Below are 17908 nucleotides of genomic sequence, written 5' to 3'. Positions count from 1 at the left end.
AACTGCGGGACTTCCTTTCAAAGTCAATTTCTCAAGTTCTGCCGCCAATAAAGCCTGATCTTCAATGGATAACTTACCTATTTCAACTTTTATCTTTTCTAAATCCATGAATTAAAGATACGAATAATAGCAATTATAAACTAGAGCGTTGTTTTTTTATGTAACATTCTATTTGCATTGATCACTAATAGAGAAAGTTACTGTTGTTTTATGCTGTGCAATAAGTTGTGAGTAGTATAAGGTTGACTCTATAAACTTATTCTCATAGTATAACTAATTATCAAAACAAAATTATAGATGAGAATAGCACTTTATATTTTATTAGGGGTTGTAGTCGTGATTGTTGGTTTTTTTACCTGGTTTTTTACATTTTATTTACAAGTTCCTGAGTTAGAATTGCCAGATAATGTTACCGATGAAGAAAAGGTGGTGTTGATGGATAAGTGGTTTGAGGAGTTACAGCGACAAAATAAATTTAATGGAGCGGTACTTATCTCTAAAGAAGGCAAACCATTACTTATAAAAGGATATGGGTATACTGATTATTCAAAAAAAGAGAAGCTCTCTATACATTCTTCATTACGGTTAGCATCTGTATCCAAGCAATTTACAGCAGCAGGAATTATGCTTCTAAAAGAGCAAGGCGATATCGATTATGATGAAGAGGTGTCATTATACATAAAAGAGTTCCCTTATAAAGGGGTTACTATTAGGCATCTGTTGAACCAAACATCGGGAGTACCAGATAAATACATGAAGCTTGCAAAAAAGAATAAAGAAAAGATTGGTGTTTTGACTAATAAAAAGGCGGTGGATTTATTAATAAAAAATAAACCAAAAATAGATTTCTTGCCCAATGCAGAATATAAGTATTCTAATACAAATTATATTCTACTAGCCAGAATTATAGAGGTTGTTTCAGATGTATCTTTTGAAACCTATATGAGAACTCATCTTTTTGAACCGTTGGGGATGAAAGATACCAGAGTATGGAATTTATTATCAGAAGAAAAAACATTTAAAAATAAGACAGGAGGGTTTGATGAAACGATAAGAGGTATAAAAGAGATAAAACCTACTTTTATTGATGGAGTGGCAGGAGATGGTGGCGTTTTTTGTAGTGTACATGATTTTGTAATATGGGATACATTTTGGTATCAAAATGAACTGTTAAGTAAAGATAATTTGAAAGAAGCTTTTAAAAAACCTGTATTGACTACAGGAGAAACATCAGACTATGGTTTTGGTTGGATGATCATGGATGAAGGTGTGGTAATACATACAGGTTTATGGATGGCTGCAAGAACATATATTATAAGAAATACAAAAAGAAAAACCTGTATAGTGATTCTAGATAACTCTTCAAGTATGTTCTTTAGGAATATTGTTGAGAGTTTATAATGAGGAGTTTAACTAATGTTTAATCAGATGATGTTTCCATTTCTTCAACTACGGATTCTATTTGTTCCCACTTTTTATCTTTTAATTGATAAACGGCTCTGTGAATTTTACAACACCCTAGGATGTTATATACCGTTAGTGTTTGTTTATCATAATCAATTTTTGATGGAATAAAAGAGAAAGGAAAATCACTTCTAATAAACAAGCCATTCTTTTTTTGCATATAAAATCCATGAACAAGACCAGTATTTATAGTATTATCTTCTTCTAGAGCAAAATCTTCTAAGCCATCAAAATTAAAATCAAAAACCTTTGGTTTATATGAAGTCATGGAGTAGAAAGAATGTGTGATTTTTTGATACAAATGATGGCTCCCTTTTTTATATAGATTGAGTACTATTTTGTGCTGGTGATAGAGTTTAGGAGTAACATCTCTAATTGTAATTGTCTTATACTCATATTTCTTAAAAATAGAATCTGTATGTACTATGCCATTTTGTAAAGACTCTTCTTTTGTTTTTGTATGGATATTAGTTGATAAAGATTCTTGTTTTGATTTGTGTTGAATGCAGGAATAAAGTAGAAATATAGAAAGTAAAAGAAAATTATATTTCATATAAGTGTTATTGATTTCTATGATAATATTTAAGACTTAGATAAGTGTCGCCTTTTGATGTATAGCTCTTAATATTATAACTCCATCCTGATTCTGTTGGTAGATAATCAGTATCAGTCGAGATACCTGTATGGTGATATTGTTGTTTTAATTTTTTTACAATTGATGGAAACCTAGTGTGGGTATTCAGAAAATCAAATACTATTTGAATAAATCTCTCTTCTTTCATTTCTGTTTTAGTATTGGCATAAAAATTCAGAAAAAAATCATTACAACCACTTATGTCAGCTTGATATGTAATTGTATTATCAATATAAGTTTCTTGTTGTTGTACTTCTAGAAACTCACTTAGAGTTTCTTTCTTTTGTACATTAAGAAGAGGTTCTTTAAAAATACTTTTGTTTTTCATTTGTGCCATTTGGCAATTATTTTCATAAGATTTTGAGATTATTTCACCATTTTCAAAAGCGATAGCTACAGTTTCTGATTTTTCAATAGAAAGACCATAACTTCCTTGAAAATTAGGGGTTACACCAATTATAGGTATTTCATTTTTGTAACCATCAAGTGTATAGTGTATATCAGAAAATTTACCTCCTTCAAAATAAGGAATGAATAAAAGTTCATCAGTTTTTGAAAGTTGAAAAATACCTATTTCATAGCCAAATGCATTACCACCGCCTCCTAGTCCCTCATCTATCACACTACCCCAATAGTCTTTGATACCATCTTGATTAAAATCTCCTAAGGAGTTTTTAAGAATATCTACTTGTATGCTTCCTAATGTAAAATCATGATCAGGATGATGCAAAGTATGATCTTGACCATAAGAATACCCTTGAGATCGTGGATAGTTGCTTTCTAATAAGCTTTGGGCATATTGATTTTGTAAAACCTCAATACTAGTGTTTTCAATTTGACAATGTAAGAAATGAATATTTAAAAAGAGTATTATAAATATAGCTATTACTTGTAGTGCTTTCATATTATTTAAAATTCACTATTGTTTTGTGAGTTTATTTTTTTTAATGATATGGAGTAAAGAAGTTTTTAATGGATAAAAATAATGTATTCTTGAGATAATTTTATTGATAACTATGATATATTTGATACTGAAACTTGAATTGTTGAATATCAATTATTTTTTCTAGAAGAAACAATCGTATTTATTTCAATACAGGTAAGGCTGATTATGATAAAGATTTCGAGTAGAAAATATATAATCCCGAGATTGGTTAATTTGTTTTTGTAGAAAAAAATAAAATAGAGTATAAGACAACAATATATTACATTGGCAATAGCAATGATGATCATAAAAAATTTCCAATTCTTCCTCAAGAATTTATAATTAAAAAGAGAATACCCAGCATATACGCAAGCTATAGATGATAAAACTAGCAATGTTTTCTGCGGCATTCCAAAAACATCTTCAAATTGAGTTAATACTATGGCTAATAAAAAAGCGGTAAGTAGCGCACCAAGACCATCTATCAGAAATATTTTCTTTGGAGTTAGCTTCATTCTGTTTATAAAGGTGCTTGTTTTAAATGAAAAAATCCAACTTCTATAAAAAAGTTGGATTTTATGTTATACTATTTTGTTGTATTTAGCTGTTAAGCATTACTGGCATTACCAACATGGTTACATGTTCACCTTCATCCAACCCATCAATAGGAGTAAGAATCCCTGCTCTATTAGGTAATGACATTTCCAGTTGTACATCATCTGCATTAAGATTGTTTAACATTTCACTGAGAAAACGAGAATTAAATCCAATTTGCATATCGTCGCCTTGATAGTCACATGTCAAGCGTTCTTCTGCTTTATTAGAATAATCGATATCTTCTGCAGATATATTAAGTTCAGCTCCAGCAATTTTTAATCGAATCTGATGTGTAGTTTTATTAGAGAAAATAGATACCCTACGAACAGAGTTTAAAAACTGTGTTCTTGCAATAGTAAGTTTATTAGGGTTTTCTTTAGGGATTACCGCTTCATAATTTGGGTACTTACCATCTATCAATCTACAGATTAACTGGGTTTCATCAAAAGTAAACTTGGCATTAGATTCATTATACTCAATTAATACTTCGCTATCACTACCTGCCAAAATACCTTTAAGCAAAGTAAGTGGCTTTTTGGGCATGATAAACTCTGCAGATTGAGATGCTTGAATATCTTCTCGGGTGTATTTGACAAGTTTATGAGCATCTGTGGCAACAAAAGTTAGCCCTTCTGTAGAGAACTGGAAAAATACACCACTCATTACAGGTCTTAAGTCATCATTACCTGTAGCAAAAATAGTTTTGCTTACAGCAGTTGCAAGAATATCTCCTAATATATTGGTAGAACTAGGATCTTCTAATTCTACTGCTTTTGGAAATTCTTCACCATTAGCATATGCAAGCGCATATTTACCATGATTAGAACTGATCTCTATTGTATTGTTATCTGCAGCAACAAATGTTAAGGGTTGCTCAGGAAAAGTCTTAAGTGTTTCCAACAATAATTTTGCAGGTACGGCAATAGTTCCTTGATCAGAAGATTCTACTTCTAATTTTGCAGACATAGTTGTCTCTAGATCCGAGGCAGAAACAATCAATGAGTTATTGTCTAATTCAAATAAAAAATTATCTAAAATCGGGAGGGTATTACTATTGCTAATTACCCCTCCTAATACCTGTAGTTGCTTAAGTAAGTAAGAACTGGATACTATAAATTTCATATATAAGTGTGACTAGTTATGTACAGTTTTACGCAAATATAATTGTAATCTAATTGGATTTTGGTATTAGCAAAACCATAGTTATTAACAAACAGGGAGGAGTTATTGACTATTTTATTAAATTGTAATTTTTAATTACTATCATCTTTGGTAAGCTTATCGGTATAATGAGCTTTGTGTTTGGGTTGGGCAAATCGTTTTTTATTAAATTCCTGCGATTTTCCTTTGGGAATAGAAAGACTTTGCCAATGTCCTTGGGTAGTCATTTTTCCAATATACACAATTTGACCGATATGATATGAGTAATGTGCTAATTGTCTGTTGATTGCTTCCGTAATACTATGTTCTATATTACGAATATATATGGGCTGATCAAAATTATTTTTATTGATAGATGCTAATGCATCAAAAAGACATTGCCATCCTTCATTCCATTTATTTATAAGTTCTTCTTTTGAATTGATATCATTTGCAAATTCTGCATCACGTTGTCTCCATTCTTTTTCGCCATCTTCTGTCAAAAAATTAGTCCATCTAGACTTCATATTTCCCCAGAGATGTTTTATAAGTATTGCGATATTGTTGCAATCATCGTTGTACTGCCAAAAAACTTTTTCGTCAGGTATTTGTGCCATTGTTTTTTCACCTAGAGATTTGTAATATTCAAATTGTTTTTTGATGCCTTCTAAATATTCTATCGAATCCATTGTTATGTGATTTTATAAAATGATGGATAAGATACTATTTATTAAATTATTAGTTTTATAAGGATATGATGTAGTTGTAAATTAAAATAACATTTTACGTTTACGTACCAGTAACCAGACAACTATAGGGGCTCCAATCAATGATGTAATTGCATTGATAGGAAGGGTGTATTCACTAAATGGTAATTGGGAAACACTATCACAAATTAGCATAATAATACTTCCAAAAAGCACTACGGCAGGTATTAATGTTTTATGATCTGAAGTATGAAAAAGTTGTCGGGTAAGATGTGGTATCGCCAATCCTATAAAGGCAATAGGGCCTGCAAATGCGGTAATACTACCTGCTAGTAGCCCAGTTGTTATGATGATAAGAAAGCGACTTTTTTTGATATTCAAACCAAGGCTACGAGCATAGTTTTCTCCTAATAATAAGGTGTTTAGAGGTTTTATGGCAAGAATAGATAGTAATACTCCTATGATAAATATACCAGAAAATATAAGTACATCATGCCAGGAGAGGTTGCCTAGGCTACCAAACCCCCAAAAGACATAGCGTTGTAATTGATCTGCTGGTGAAAAATAGGATAGCACACTTACTATAGCCGTGGTAATACTACCAAACATAAGCCCTATGATTAAGATTGCCATAGTATCTCGTATTCTTAGAGATACTATTATAACAGCGAGTAAGACTAGAATACTACCTAAGCTAGAAGCAATAACCAACCCCCAATTAGAAATTAAAAAAGTAGAAAAAGCTATACCAGCAAAAGAGCTTCCTAATATGACTATAGCAACTCCAAGACTAGCTCCAGAACTAATCCCTAATACAAAAGGCCCAGCCAATGGATTCCTGAATAATGTTTGCATTAATAAACCAGAGATACCAAGTCCACTACCTACTATAATTGCCGTAATAGCTTTGGGTAATCGATAATGGATTATAATATGTCTCCACGATTCTTTGTCTACCACGCCACCAAAAAGGCTGCTCAATGTATCTAGCCAAGGAATATATACAGAGCCTAGGCTAATATTAGCAATAAAGCAGATAAGTAGAACTATTGTAATACCTATAAAAGTACGTTTGTATGATGTGTTTGGGGTCACGATCAGTTTAGTTTTTCAAAAAAATAAGGTTCATAATCCGTCAACATCTCTGGGTGAGCAATTTTGATGATATCTTTTAGAATTAAATCTGGTCGCATAGGGCCTAATTCATAATAGATTAATCCTCCTTTATGTCCCACCTTTAAGGATGAAGAATATACGGCTTTATTTTTAAACGCATTAAATAAAGTATATTGCCTATTATTTTTTTCTAATTCATTTAATGAGGCTGCATTTATAGATCCAATCCATAAGTCAGCGTTTTGTGCATTTTCTAATACGCTTTCAAAATTTAAGGCAAGGCTTCCTGTTTTTTTATTCTCAGACCATAGATAGTTGGTATTCGCATCTTTTAAAAACTTAGCAAAAAAACTATTACCTCCAGGCACATACCATACATCTTTATACATATTGCCAGATAAGATAGAGGGGGATAAGGCAGTATTTTGAGCTAGAGTAGAGGCTTGAGTATATTCTTTTTTAATGTTTTGAAATACCTCTTCTGCGATGGTTTCTTTACCAAAAAAAGCCGCTATAAATTTTATCCATTCAGCTCTTCCTAATGGGTGCTCTTCTAGCCATGAACCATTCATTACTACAGGAATACCTGTTTTTTGAATGAGGTTATATGTGTTTGTATCCCCAGAAGAGGAAAAAGCAATAATTAACTCAGGAGCAAGCTCAAGAACAACTTCAGTATTCAAATTCTCTGCTTTACCAAGTTCTTTGATACTACCGCTATCAATTAATGTTCTTGTTTTTTCTGATGAAATATAATCGGTATGTGGAAAACCGACCAATTTATCTTCAAGATTCAAGTATTCCAACATTGGGATATCTGTAGTAGAAGTGACAACAACTCTTTCTATAGGAACTTCAATATACGTAGTATTAGGAAATGTTGGAGGTTTATTTGTTCCTTTGGGATATAATATATAAGTGAGTTCTTGTTTTGCATTTGGCCATGGGGTGGTTACTTTAATTTCTTTATACCCTTTTTTGTTTTGTATGGTAAATCCAGAAGCATATTCAATTTTTTGAGGAGCCAAATACATAACGGTAAGAGAGCTATCTTCTTTAATTGTTTTTTTGCAAGATATCTGTAAGAGTACTAAGAAAGAGATTAGAAAGACATTGCGCATGAAGGTCGTTTTTTTGTAAAAATAGTGAATCAGAATAAGTTTGTTTCAGGAATGATTTCAAAAAGAAAAGTTAATGTTTTTTAGATAAAAAATGATATCACCTCACCGTATCCAATTTTAATATCAAAAGAATCTTTAAGAGCTATTTTTCTGATATGTGCGAGTAATGCTCTCATTGGCCCTGCGTGTGTTGTGATAAGTATCTTTTCTTCTGAAGAGAGGGGTAGTGAATAGTAAAAATCCAATACCCTTTTTTGTAGCATAACATAAGATTCTCCATTAGGGACTTGTACATTAACAAAATCGTTCATCCAAGGGGCTGATATTTCCTGATCAATATCGTTCCATGCTTGTAGCTCCCAATCTCCAAAATTCATCTCTTTGAGTCTAGCATCTTGTATGATTGGTTTTTTGAATGTCTTTGCTAATATTTTGCATCGTTGCAATGGGCTACTATATACTGTAGTGATTTCATGCAAAGGAATATTTTTATGTATTTCTTTTATTTCTTCGGCGAATGATTCGGTGATTCCTATATCACTCTGGCCGTAGCAAATCCCTTTTTCTATATTAGGAGTTGTATGTCTTACCAAATATATTTCCATAGTGCTAAGATAGTAAGGTAAAAAATAACTTCACTCAACTGTTGCACTGCTCCAGCACAATCACCTGTCTGTCCGCCAATCCATTTTTTGAACTTATACCCCAAAAACATTTTTGAGAGATACATGGGGATTAAGCATATGAATACCCATGGGTTTTTAAAAAAACATAGTGGTAGTATTCCCCATACTCCACTTATAATTAATGAAGATAGATTCATACTTTTTGCAGCAGGCTTTGCTTTGCTATCTTTTGTATCTCTCACATACGTATGTGTGTAAAGTAATGTTGTTGCAATAAAACGACTTGTGCTATGCCCTGCTATTATAACTAGAGGGATGTAGAATGCCTCTATATTTTGCAAGGAAGCAAATTTTAATGCTAATAAAAGGAATAGACCAATAGTACCATAGGTTCCTAATCGAGAGTCCTTCATAATGAGCAATATCTTCTCTTTTGTCCATCCCCCACCAAAACCATCACATACATCTGCAAAACCATCTTCATGAAATGCTCCTGTGCTATATATTGTTGTAGATATTGATAGTAGTAATGAGATTTCTATAGAAAAAAGAAAAGAACTCAAGTAAAAAACAGAAGCTCCTATACTGCCTACAACAATTCCTACCAAAGAGAAATATTTGGAACTGAGTTTTAAATACTCAGGATCATGATTTACCCATTTTGGGCATGGGATTCGAGTAAAAAACATCAATGCCGTTAGGAAAATATGGATCTCTTTTTTCATCTATTAATTATATATGTTTCCAAAAGGGGATAAAAGCACAGATTATAAGTAGTACTGCCAAAATAATCCCGATACCTCCAACCTTATTTTTCTTTAAAAAAGAAATTACACCAAAATAAAGGCTTAATAAACCAAGACAAACGGTAGCTATTGTAAAGGTTTTGGCGAATTTAAAAATATAGGAATTTGATATTGCAGTATTGTTTGATTGTTCTGTAAAAATAACCGATTTTTTGTATAAATCAATATTAAACCAATAGATAAAATATATTCCAATAATAGCAATACATATAGATAATACTCCTTTTTTCATCTGTTTATATTATTTGTTTTTTATAAACCAATCACTGAATCTATATCTGAGACGTATCCCTTTTTTATTACTTATTACCAGATACTCCTGCGCTTTCAAAACTAGCCATATTATTAAGAAAAGCTACGGCAGAAGCGATGATAGGGTAAGCTACAGCTACTCCCGTTCCTTCTCCTAATCGCATGCCTAAATTAACCAAAGGTTTTTTGTTTAAAAACTCATACATTTTTTGATGTCCTTGTTCTTCTGATACATGTGCAAAAATGCAATAATCAAGTACATTTTGGTACATAGCATGCGCTACTAGTAAAGCAGATGTAACAATAAAACCATCTATAATGATTGTCATTTTGAGTTCGGCTGCCTTAAGGATTGCTCCTGTAATCATAGCTATTTCAAATCCTCCAAAGGTGGCTAATGCTTCTAAGGGAGAGGATAGTGTGTATTGCTGATATACACCTGATAAGATATGTTGTTTATTTTTGATAGCCTGAGTGTCAAGACCTGTACCAGAACCAACACAATTTTTTATAGGAATTTTTGTAAAATATGACATAAGTAAAGAAGCAGAAGAGGTGTTGCCAATTCCCATTTCTCCAAAACCTATTGTATTACATCCATCAGCATGTGATTTTACAATTAAGTCAGCACCTTTTTCTATGGCAGAGATACATTGTGAAGTACTCATGGCAGGTTGTTCCTGATAGTTTTTGGTGCCAAAATCGATTTTAGCATCTATTAATCCAGAGATGTTTTCAAAAGTATGATTTACTCCAGCATCTACTATTTTGAGATCGATAGCATGTTGTTTGCAAAAAACATTGATTGCAGCGCCCTGATTTATAAAATTATAGACCATTTGTGCGGTTACCTCTTGTGGATATGGATTTACTTCTCCTTTACGAGCAATGCCATGATCCCCTGCAAATACCAAAATAGAAGTATTATTCAAACTGGGGCAATCTGTATTCTGTATCATACCAATTTGCAGTGCTATATCCTCTAGAGTTCCTAGCGCTCCAATTGGTTTTGTTTTAGAATCAATTTTGACTTTTAAAGTATTTTCTAGTTTTTGATTTGATAATGGTTGTATCGTAAAGTTTGTTTGCATTTTGACTAATTAGAGTTTTTAATTTGAACAGGAATGCCAGAGACCATTAATACTGCTTTATCGGCATATTGAGCAATATGTTGGTTCATCCAGCCTTGCAATTCGGTAAATTTCCTTCCTACTTTGGTTGTAGCATGAACTCCCATCCCAATTTCATTAGAGATGATGATGATCGTGGCATCAATATCAAGTAGTTTATCAAATTCTTTTTTGGCTTGTGATAGAGATAATTCAACATCATTATTGGTGTCAACAAAAAAATTGGTAAGCCATAATGTAACGCAATCTATTACAACTACACTGTTGTTTTTTATGACTTTAGAAATTTCTTTTTCTTCTTCTATAGAGGTCCATGGCTGGTCTCTATCAGCAATATGTCTGTTTATACGTTCTCTATGACCAGCATCCCAAATACGTGAAGTGGCTAGGTAATAAGGAGTGCTTGATAATTGTAATGCCAGATTTTGAGCATAATTACTTTTGCCAGAACGTTCTCCTCCTGTAATGTAATACAACATTAGATTTGATTTATTATATAGTAGGCAAAGGTAGTTGAATACATTATTTATTTGTTAAAGTAATCTCATTTTCCATAAAATATGATACATTCGCGCAGAATTTTGGTTCTGATACCTTCTTATAAAAGGTTGAAGATTAAAAGGGAATCAGGTGATTTGATGACTAAATATAAAAGAGGGATGTTACATAAGTAATTGATACCTGAATATAGTTTTAATATTCCTGAGCTGTTCCCGCAACTGTAAGTTATGTCTGTTATCGATACAGATGTTTGTTGTTTATTCCTAATAAACCACTGCTTGTGTCAAACTTGTTTTGGCATCTTTTTGAAGCATGATAAAAGAATCTGAAACAAGTTCAGATCAAGTGGGAAGGTCAACAACAAAACGCAAGCCAGGAGACCTGCCAGAGTTCAATATAGTCTAAACTTTCGGGATAAAGGTTTGGGTATGGGTAAACTACATACTTTTTTCCGGCTATTGTAAAAAATAAGTATTTAAGTAATGAACAAAAAAACATTTTTTGGAGCAGCATTTCTAATGCTGGGATCTTCTTTTGTATTTGGACAAGAAATCCAGATAGATAAAAGAGTAAATGAATTGGATGAGGTAGTTATCTCTGATTCAAAATTTAAACTAAAAAGAGAACAAAGTGGTAAAGTAATTACTAAGATTACAGCCAAAGAATTAGAGCAAAGCCAAGGATTATCTGTGGCAACTGTATTGAGTAGATCAGCTGGACTATTTATTAATGGTAATGGTAGTGCGGCAGGTCAAAATTTGGGGGTTTATATTCGAGGGGGGAGAAACCGACAGGTAGTTATTAGAGTTGATGGGGTAACAGTAAGTGATCCTTCTTCTTCTGCTGGAGACTTCGATCTTAGATTATTGTCAGTAAGTCAGATTCAAGAAATCGAAATCCTAAAAGGAGCGTCGAGTACTTTATATGGTTCTGGTGCGGCTACTGCGGTAATCAATATTATTACAAAACCAGAAAGCAAAAAGAAAATTTCTGCTAATTTTCAATCAAGTATAGGTACAAATCAATCACAAGAAGATCAGGATTATGATATTAATGATTTTGTAAATCTAGCTTCTATAAACGGAACAGTAGGAAAAGTAAACTATTTAGCAAGTTTTGGAAACCAATTCACCGATGGGTTGTCTGCTGCAGAAGTTCCAGATGCAAAGAGTGATCCTTTTTCAAAATATAATGTATATGCTAAATTAGGATATCAGTGGAGTGATAATTTCAAATTTCACATTTTTGGAAATCTGGATCAATATAAAAATGATTTTGATGCAGGAGCTAGTGTGGATGCAGATAACCGTTTTGAAAGCAAACAGTTGCGCGCAGGTTCTTTCTGGGAAATCAAATACCCTAATGGTAGCTTTACTTTTACCAATAGTTATGCAACCTTAGAAAGAGATCTTACAAGATCTGGATTTCCTTCTATTTATACAGGAGATGTGCATACATTTGATGCATATAATAAATATACGTTTAATTATTTTTTACACACTGTTGTTGGAGCCAATGGTTCTTATAGCGATTTTGATCTTGAGAGCGTTCCCTTTGGTACTACTGATTTGGTAGAAACCATTAGTGATAATGATGCAGAGTTTGATATTATAGATCCTTATGTGAATGTGGTATACGCTTCACGTTTTGGGCTTAATGTTAATGCAGGAGCAAGACTAAATATTCATAGTGCTTATGATACTCAGCTGGTATATAATGTAAACCCGTCTTATAGTTACTCCTTTGGAGAAAATTATATTAAAGGTCTAGTATCTTATAGTACAGCATATATCACTCCTTCATTATTTCAGTTATATGATACAGCTTTCTCCTCAGGAAATCCTGAGCTAGAACCAGAAGAAAGTACTACGATAGAAGGTGGGATAGAAGTATCGCATAGTAAAAAAACATTATTGAGTGTTGTGTATTTCAATCGTACATCAGAAAATTTTATCACTTTTGACTCTGCTACGTTCGCTAATATTAATGCCACAGATGATATTAAGGTAGATGGAGTAGAGGTAGAAGCCTCTACTGCTGTTTTAGATGATAAATTATCTGTAAAAGGAAACTATACGTTTACCAATATTGATAGATTAACCGATAATATAAGAATACCAAAGCATATGATTAATGCTACTGTTGGGTATCAATTAGGAAAAAAGACGTACACTTCTTTAAGTTACCAGTATAATACAGAACGAGGGGATAGTGATTTTGCAAATGCAGATCCAGTTACTTTTGAGCCAGCAAGAGTTTCTTTGAATAGTTTTGGGATGTTAGATTTCTATATTAATCATCAGGTACTTAAAAATATGAGTGTATATGCAACAATGAGTAATATCACCAACGAAGATTATCAAGAAATATTAGGGTTTAATACCAAAGGAAGAAATGTAAGAATAGGATTTAATTTGAAATTCTAATTGTTATATTGGTTTAATACGAGTTATGGATAAGAATTTCGTATAAAGAGTTTGAATTATTTTGTGTTAGATTAAGGCATAAAATTAAAGAATAGCCTTAGCTATTGTTGAATTTTATAACACAGATATAGTGCAAAAGAAACAAACTATATACGAAATTTTTATGTGTAAATCGTATAACTATGTAGATCGGTAGTATAGTTATGTTAAACAAAAACTCCCAAACAGAATAATTTGGGAGTTTTTGTTTTGTAGTGTATGCTAGTAGTCTAATACCATTTCCAACTTAAATTTACTCAATAAAACCGCGCCTTTTTGTCTGATATTTCAGAATAAAACACGACCGTAGGCCTGCTATGCTTGAGTTTTCTTTTTCATCTAAGTCAAAAATTCATCATTTTTCTTATGAGTAAATTTAAATCAGAACAGGTATAACTAGATGATTATTCTATAGCATCAACATTAAAATCTTCATACATACGTTCATATATAGGAGAGAACATTTTGCTATTACCTACAGATTCTAGTTGCTGTGTAAAATAGCTTTTTGCACTACGTGTACCTAAGATATTATCAATTGCGGCTCTTAGAAGCGGCTCATTTTGATCTCCCAAAATACCAAGATTAGAAAACTCTTCATCAACCTGTACATTAGGAGCAAACCCATTGAAATAATCGGTAAAACCAACAGAGTTGATAGACTTAAGCACTAGTGGTTGCATTGCATAAGTATGTCCAGTGTTTGCATTATCCCTTCTAAAATTATCAGAATCATACACTGTGATAGAAGCTTGAAATTTACCTCTAGTGGTATCACCAATTTTTATAGTTTGTATATAAGGGTCTAGCCCATTAATGACTAATTCACTTGCAGAAGCAGAGCTTCTGGAAGTAAGAATATAAACCCTTGTTAGATTTAAGCTATTAATAGCGTCATTATCTCTTGTCTTGTCTGTAAAAAGATTGGTCGCTCCAAGTTGTTCTTGTCGATCAGCATTCCATTCTGTTGTAGTAAATACTTTACCTTTAAATTGACCAGTGATCATACTAGATAGGTCAATAGCACTTTGTACAGACCCTCCACCATTATATCTCAGGTCTAGAATAAGATCTGTTACCCCATCACCTTTAAACTGAGCAAAAGCTTCATTAAGTTTAGCATCAAAATCAGCAGTAAAAGAATTATACATTAGATACCCAACAGGGCTACCACCAACATCAATGGTTTTAGCAATAAAAACAGGGTTTTCTGTATATTGTACTTTGGTAAGAGAAACTGCATTGCCAGTAGGAGTAATAGTGGTGCCATCATAAGTAGCCAGACCGATAGCATAACTATCAGGAGCTAATAATTCTCTAAAATTTTTAACAGCGATCTGTGTGCCATTTATAGTGTTAAAGATATCTCCTCTTTTTAATCCTTTGGCTTCGGCATCTGTATTAGGAAGTACATAGCGTACATATCCAAAAACTAAATCTTGATTATCAGGATATCTAACCAAGCCATATTCCATACCATTATTTTTTGTAATACCATCAAAAGCTTGTTCTAGAGCAATGTAATCATCTACCAGAAAACTAAAATCATCTATATCAGATTGTAAAGCGTCAAAAATACTTTGAGGAGTAGAAAAACCTTCTAAGAAGCTTGTATACTCTTGATCAGATGTAAAACGATTATTGGCCAAATTAGGCACATCTGCTTTGTAGAGATAAAATACATTTAATCCTTTCCAGATAAAACTTTTTATTTCATTAGAACTAGCAACGCGTCTCACATCATCATTATCATCAAAACACGAGGTAGCCATAGCTATCACAAATAGTAATAGTGCAAAATGCTTTATGTACTTCATTTATATTATTATTTATTTTTTTTATTTTGTCAAAAGAAATTAATAAGTTGCTATAGACGGGTATTCCTTATATCTTCTAGCCTTAGCAATGTTTCATTCTGACTTTGTTTCTTGATATAAGAATGATAAATGTAATTACTTTATTAGTAAATAAAAAAAAGAATGTAACAAATTACTAGAGTAGTCGTCTCCCTTATATAAAGCTGACAAAGTTTTATGTAATCATCAACCAATCATGAAAGAACGAGCATTTATAACACTCACAAATGGATTTAAGGACAAACTGTTCAGGTTGGCCAGACGTTTGCTAGTGAGTAATGAGGAGGCAGAAGATGCTACTCAAGAAATATTATTGAAGTTATGGAGGAATAAAAGTAAGATGGCTCAATATAAAAATGTAGAAGCCTTTGCAATGACAATGACCAAGAATTATTGTTTTGATAGGCTAAAAGCCAAACAAGCCAATAACTTAAAAATTGTGCATAGCAATTACAAAGATGAGCAAGCCTCATTGCAACGACAAGTAGAGGCAAAAGATAGTTTGGATTGGGTAGGTAAGATTATGGATGACCTGCCAGAGCAACAACGAATGATTGTTCAGCTCAGAGATATAGAACAATATGATAATGCAGAGATTGCAAAAATGCTGGAACTTAATGAAACAGCAGTAAGAGTTGCACTATCAAGAGGAAGAAAAAAAATAAGAGAAGAATTATTAAAAAAACATAACTATGGAGTTGTCTAATATTGAAAAATTACTGGAAAAGTATTTTGAAGGCGAAACGACCATTTCTGAAGAAAGAGAATTAAAGGTTTATTTTACCAGAGAAACTGTGCCGTCGCACCTAGAAAAATACAAAAATCTATTTCAGTTTTTTTCTGAAGAGAGTACCATAATGGCTACTCAGGATCTAAAATTAAATACAGGCAGAAAATTCAGATATTCGTGGATTGGTATTGCGGCATCAGTAGCACTGATTGCTGGGATATTTTTGCTAAAACCAGCACCAACCCCATCTGAACCTGTTGATACTTTTGAGGACCCCGAAATAGCTTTGCAAGAAACCAAAAAAATCCTCAATATGGTTTCTCAGTTAATGAATGAGGGAAAACAAGAATTAGTGTACCTCAATGAATTTGAAAACACTACAAAAGAATTAATAAAATAAATAAAAACATAGTACCCTATAAAAAACTGATTATTAAGACAGTATAGTAAGGTATTTAAAATTGAAATATTATGAAAAAAATAGCAATTATTCTGATTTTGGCAGTATTACCATATGTATCAAGCGCACAAAGTGCTTTTGATAAATACGAAGATATGAAAGGAGTCTCCTCTGTGGTAGTAACAAGCAAGATGTTTAAACTGTTAAGTAAGATAGACATAGAGAGTAATGATAAAGAAGTGCAAGAGTATATGAATCTTGTAGAGAAAATAAAAAATATAAAAGTTTTTGCGACAGAGGATGCTACAGTAGGGCAAAAGATGAAAGCAGACGTAAGTAGTTATCTCAAAAAATCCTCTATGGAAGAATTGATGAGAGTAAAGAGTGACGGGAAAAACGTGAAGTTTTATTCAAAACCAGGAAAAGACGATGACCATGTGAGTGAATTGTTTATGTTTCTTGATGGAATAAAAGAAAGTGGAAAAGGACCTAATACTGTTGTATTAACTATTACTGGAGATATTGATTTGAAACAAGTGTCTAAAATAGCAGATCATTTGAATGTTCCTGGAGGTGAAGAGCTGAAAAATGTAAAGAAAGGAAACTAGATAAAGTACCATGCCCTACACTTCTTTTTTCTCAAAAAGAAGTGTAGGGCATATTATAACACAATAATCAATCAAAAAAACCAATAAAGAATGAAAAATATAATTAAGATTCTGAGTGTGCTTTGTGTCACTCTCTTAGTAAGTTGTAATAGTGAACCCTCTTTGCAAACATATTTTGTAGACCATCAAGAAGATGCAGCATTTATCGCTGTAGATGTACCAGCTAGTATTTTGGATAAAGAAAAAGTGGCACTTAATGAAGAAGAGGAAGAAGCATTAAAGAGTATCAAAAAAGTGAACTTTCTAGCATTACAACTCAAAGATGATAATCAAGCTAAGTATGAAGAAGAACGTGCTACAATCAAGAAAATTCTTAGTTCTGATCAATATGAGACCTTGATACGTTTTGGATCAAATGGAGCCAAAGTTGTACTCAAGTATCAAGGAGAAGAAGATGATATTGATGAGGTTATAGTTTTTGGAACACATCAAGAAAAAGGCTTGGCATTAATACGAATACTAGGAGATGATATGAGACCAGAAAAAATGGTGAAACTAGCTCAATCTGTAGAGAAAGGAAAAATAAATCTCGATGCATTCAAAAAAATGGTAGATACCATGGGTTTTGATTAATTACAATCAATATTCAATTGGTGTAAAATATATAGAACTTAGGTTTTTGTACCAAACCATTTATAATGGTTTATGATCCCAGCTCAGGCTGGGATTTATTTTTATATAGTAGGTAGTGTTTTGTCCTTTTATACTATAAATTGATATAAAAATACCCCAAAACAATGTTATTATTTGTTTTGGGGTATTGTCTATTT

At 32.4% G+C, this 17908-nt stretch carries 19 protein-coding genes and 1 riboswitch; of the genes, 6 read left to right on the top strand and 13 right to left on the bottom strand.

Annotated elements, in window-relative coordinates; genetic code table 11:
* The first annotated feature begins 297 nt into the window (after nt 1-297).
* Nucleotides 298-1401 carry a serine hydrolase gene (locus CVD18_RS11845; protein WP_103865658.1) on the top strand — a complete coding sequence of 368 codons (1104 nt, stop codon included), beginning with the start codon at nt 298-300 and terminating at the stop codon, nt 1399-1401.
* Between the two features lie 19 nt (nt 1402-1420).
* Here CVD18_RS11845 and CVD18_RS11840 read toward each other — a convergent pair whose 3' ends face one another.
* The 12 genes from CVD18_RS11840 to CVD18_RS11785 form a co-directional block, all read right to left on the bottom strand.
* Entirely contained in the window at nt 1421-2017 is a 597-nt protein-coding gene (locus tag CVD18_RS11840; RefSeq protein ID WP_103865657.1) for a hypothetical protein, read from the bottom strand.
* A 7-nt stretch (nt 2018-2024) separates the two neighbouring features.
* On the bottom strand, nt 2025-3002 hold the full coding sequence (locus CVD18_RS11835) for a hypothetical protein (RefSeq protein WP_103865656.1): 978 nt from the start codon (nt 3000-3002) through the stop codon (nt 2025-2027).
* A 149-nt stretch (nt 3003-3151) separates the two neighbouring features.
* Entirely contained in the window at nt 3152-3538 is a 387-nt protein-coding gene (locus CVD18_RS11830; protein WP_103865655.1) for a hypothetical protein, read from the bottom strand.
* A gap of 85 nt (nt 3539-3623) precedes the next feature.
* Entirely contained in the window at nt 3624-4742 is a 1119-nt protein-coding gene (gene dnaN / locus CVD18_RS11825) for a DNA polymerase III subunit beta (protein WP_103865654.1), read from the bottom strand.
* A 131-nt stretch (nt 4743-4873) separates the two neighbouring features.
* On the bottom strand, nt 4874-5449 hold the full coding sequence (locus tag CVD18_RS11820; RefSeq protein ID WP_103865653.1) for a DUF1572 family protein: 576 nt from the start codon (nt 5447-5449) through the stop codon (nt 4874-4876).
* Nucleotides 5450-5530: 81 nt separating this feature from the next.
* Entirely contained in the window at nt 5531-6562 is a 1032-nt protein-coding gene (locus tag CVD18_RS11815; protein WP_103865652.1) for an iron ABC transporter permease, read from the bottom strand.
* Nucleotides 6563-6564: 2 nt separating this feature from the next.
* Nucleotides 6565-7704 carry an ABC transporter substrate-binding protein gene (locus tag CVD18_RS11810; RefSeq protein ID WP_103865651.1) on the bottom strand — a complete coding sequence of 380 codons (1140 nt, stop codon included), beginning with the start codon at nt 7702-7704 and terminating at the stop codon, nt 6565-6567.
* Nucleotides 7705-7784: 80 nt separating this feature from the next.
* On the bottom strand, nt 7785-8309 hold the full coding sequence (cobC, locus tag CVD18_RS11805; RefSeq protein ID WP_103865650.1) for an alpha-ribazole phosphatase: 525 nt from the start codon (nt 8307-8309) through the stop codon (nt 7785-7787).
* Nucleotides 8291-9055 carry an adenosylcobinamide-GDP ribazoletransferase gene (locus CVD18_RS11800; RefSeq protein WP_103865649.1) on the bottom strand — a complete coding sequence of 255 codons (765 nt, stop codon included), beginning with the start codon at nt 9053-9055 and terminating at the stop codon, nt 8291-8293. Before CVD18_RS11800 ends, cobC begins: the two co-directional genes overlap by 19 nt.
* A 7-nt stretch (nt 9056-9062) precedes the next feature.
* Nucleotides 9063-9368, bottom strand: coding sequence for a hypothetical protein (locus CVD18_RS11795; protein ID WP_103865648.1), 306 nt, complete (start codon nt 9366-9368; stop codon nt 9063-9065).
* A 67-nt stretch (nt 9369-9435) separates the two neighbouring features.
* Nucleotides 9436-10479, bottom strand: coding sequence for a nicotinate-nucleotide--dimethylbenzimidazole phosphoribosyltransferase (gene cobT / locus CVD18_RS11790; protein WP_103865647.1), 1044 nt, complete (start codon nt 10477-10479; stop codon nt 9436-9438).
* A 5-nt stretch (nt 10480-10484) separates the two neighbouring features.
* Nucleotides 10485-10997 carry a bifunctional adenosylcobinamide kinase/adenosylcobinamide-phosphate guanylyltransferase gene (locus CVD18_RS11785; protein ID WP_103865646.1) on the bottom strand — a complete coding sequence of 171 codons (513 nt, stop codon included), beginning with the start codon at nt 10995-10997 and terminating at the stop codon, nt 10485-10487.
* A gap of 86 nt (nt 10998-11083) precedes the next feature.
* Nucleotides 11084-11423: riboswitch (cobalamin riboswitch) on the top strand.
* Between the two features lie 78 nt (nt 11424-11501).
* Between CVD18_RS11785 and CVD18_RS11780 the strand changes: the two genes are divergently transcribed.
* Nucleotides 11502-13445 carry a TonB-dependent siderophore receptor gene (locus CVD18_RS11780; protein ID WP_103865645.1) on the top strand — a complete coding sequence of 648 codons (1944 nt, stop codon included), beginning with the start codon at nt 11502-11504 and terminating at the stop codon, nt 13443-13445.
* A 443-nt stretch (nt 13446-13888) separates the two neighbouring features.
* Here CVD18_RS11780 and CVD18_RS11775 read toward each other — a convergent pair whose 3' ends face one another.
* Nucleotides 13889-15301: a S41 family peptidase gene (locus CVD18_RS11775; protein WP_103865644.1), complete on the bottom strand. Its 1413-nt coding sequence runs from the start codon at nt 15299-15301 to the stop codon at nt 13889-13891.
* Nucleotides 15302-15536: 235 nt separating this feature from the next.
* Between CVD18_RS11775 and CVD18_RS11770 the strand changes: the two genes are divergently transcribed.
* The 4 genes from CVD18_RS11770 (at nt 15537) to CVD18_RS11755 (ending at nt 17711) form a co-directional block, all read left to right on the top strand.
* The gene (locus tag CVD18_RS11770) at nt 15537-16046 is read left to right on the top strand and encodes an RNA polymerase sigma factor (RefSeq protein ID WP_103865643.1); all 510 of its coding nucleotides are present in this window, start codon (nt 15537-15539) and stop codon (nt 16044-16046) included.
* Complete coding sequence (locus tag CVD18_RS11765) at nt 16033-16470, top strand: hypothetical protein (RefSeq protein ID WP_103865642.1); 438 nt, start codon at nt 16033-16035, stop codon at nt 16468-16470. The genes CVD18_RS11770 and CVD18_RS11765 overlap by 14 nt, the downstream gene beginning before the upstream one ends.
* Before the next feature lie 71 nt (nt 16471-16541).
* Nucleotides 16542-17078 (top strand): DUF4252 domain-containing protein, encoded by a 537-nt coding sequence (locus tag CVD18_RS11760; protein ID WP_103865641.1) that lies wholly within the window; start codon nt 16542-16544, stop codon nt 17076-17078.
* Between the two features lie 90 nt (nt 17079-17168).
* Nucleotides 17169-17711 carry a DUF4252 domain-containing protein gene (locus tag CVD18_RS11755; RefSeq protein WP_103865640.1) on the top strand — a complete coding sequence of 181 codons (543 nt, stop codon included), beginning with the start codon at nt 17169-17171 and terminating at the stop codon, nt 17709-17711.
* Nucleotides 17712-17908 lie beyond the last annotated feature (197 nt).

Origin of the sequence: Aquimarina sp. I32.4, assembly GCF_002924285.1 — a bacterium.
Classification (GTDB): domain Bacteria; phylum Bacteroidota; class Bacteroidia; order Flavobacteriales; family Flavobacteriaceae; genus Aquimarina.
The sequence above is the reverse complement of the archived record's forward strand: the minus strand, read 5'-3'. Positions and strand labels throughout refer to the sequence as shown.

Excerpts from the sequence above, each read along its gene's own strand:
- CVD18_RS11845 (WP_103865658.1), top strand. The coding sequence starts at position 298 with ATGAGAATAGCACTTTATATTTTATTAGGGGTTGTAGTCGTGATTGTT.
- CVD18_RS11840 (WP_103865657.1), bottom strand. The coding sequence starts at position 2,017 with ATGAAATATAATTTTCTTTTACTTTCTATATTTCTACTTTATTCCTGC.
- CVD18_RS11835 (WP_103865656.1), bottom strand. The coding sequence starts at position 3,002 with ATGAAAGCACTACAAGTAATAGCTATATTTATAATACTCTTTTTAAAT.
- CVD18_RS11830 (WP_103865655.1), bottom strand. The coding sequence starts at position 3,538 with ATGAAGCTAACTCCAAAGAAAATATTTCTGATAGATGGTCTTGGTGCG.
- dnaN (WP_103865654.1), bottom strand. The coding sequence starts at position 4,742 with ATGAAATTTATAGTATCCAGTTCTTACTTACTTAAGCAACTACAGGTA.
- CVD18_RS11820 (WP_103865653.1), bottom strand. The coding sequence starts at position 5,449 with ATGGATTCGATAGAATATTTAGAAGGCATCAAAAAACAATTTGAATAT.
- CVD18_RS11810 (WP_103865651.1), bottom strand. The coding sequence starts at position 7,704 with ATGCGCAATGTCTTTCTAATCTCTTTCTTAGTACTCTTACAGATATCT.
- cobC (WP_103865650.1), bottom strand. The coding sequence starts at position 8,309 with ATGGAAATATATTTGGTAAGACATACAACTCCTAATATAGAAAAAGGG.
- CVD18_RS11800 (WP_103865649.1), bottom strand. The coding sequence starts at position 9,055 with ATGAAAAAAGAGATCCATATTTTCCTAACGGCATTGATGTTTTTTACT.
- CVD18_RS11795 (WP_103865648.1), bottom strand. The coding sequence starts at position 9,368 with ATGAAAAAAGGAGTATTATCTATATGTATTGCTATTATTGGAATATAT.
- cobT (WP_103865647.1), bottom strand. The coding sequence starts at position 10,479 with ATGCAAACAAACTTTACGATACAACCATTATCAAATCAAAAACTAGAA.
- CVD18_RS11785 (WP_103865646.1), bottom strand. The coding sequence starts at position 10,997 with ATGTTGTATTACATTACAGGAGGAGAACGTTCTGGCAAAAGTAATTAT.
- CVD18_RS11780 (WP_103865645.1), top strand. The coding sequence starts at position 11,502 with ATGAACAAAAAAACATTTTTTGGAGCAGCATTTCTAATGCTGGGATCT.
- CVD18_RS11775 (WP_103865644.1), bottom strand. The coding sequence starts at position 15,301 with ATGAAGTACATAAAGCATTTTGCACTATTACTATTTGTGATAGCTATG.
- CVD18_RS11770 (WP_103865643.1), top strand. The coding sequence starts at position 15,537 with ATGAAAGAACGAGCATTTATAACACTCACAAATGGATTTAAGGACAAA.
- CVD18_RS11765 (WP_103865642.1), top strand. The coding sequence starts at position 16,033 with ATGGAGTTGTCTAATATTGAAAAATTACTGGAAAAGTATTTTGAAGGC.
- CVD18_RS11760 (WP_103865641.1), top strand. The coding sequence starts at position 16,542 with ATGAAAAAAATAGCAATTATTCTGATTTTGGCAGTATTACCATATGTA.
- CVD18_RS11755 (WP_103865640.1), top strand. The coding sequence starts at position 17,169 with ATGAAAAATATAATTAAGATTCTGAGTGTGCTTTGTGTCACTCTCTTA.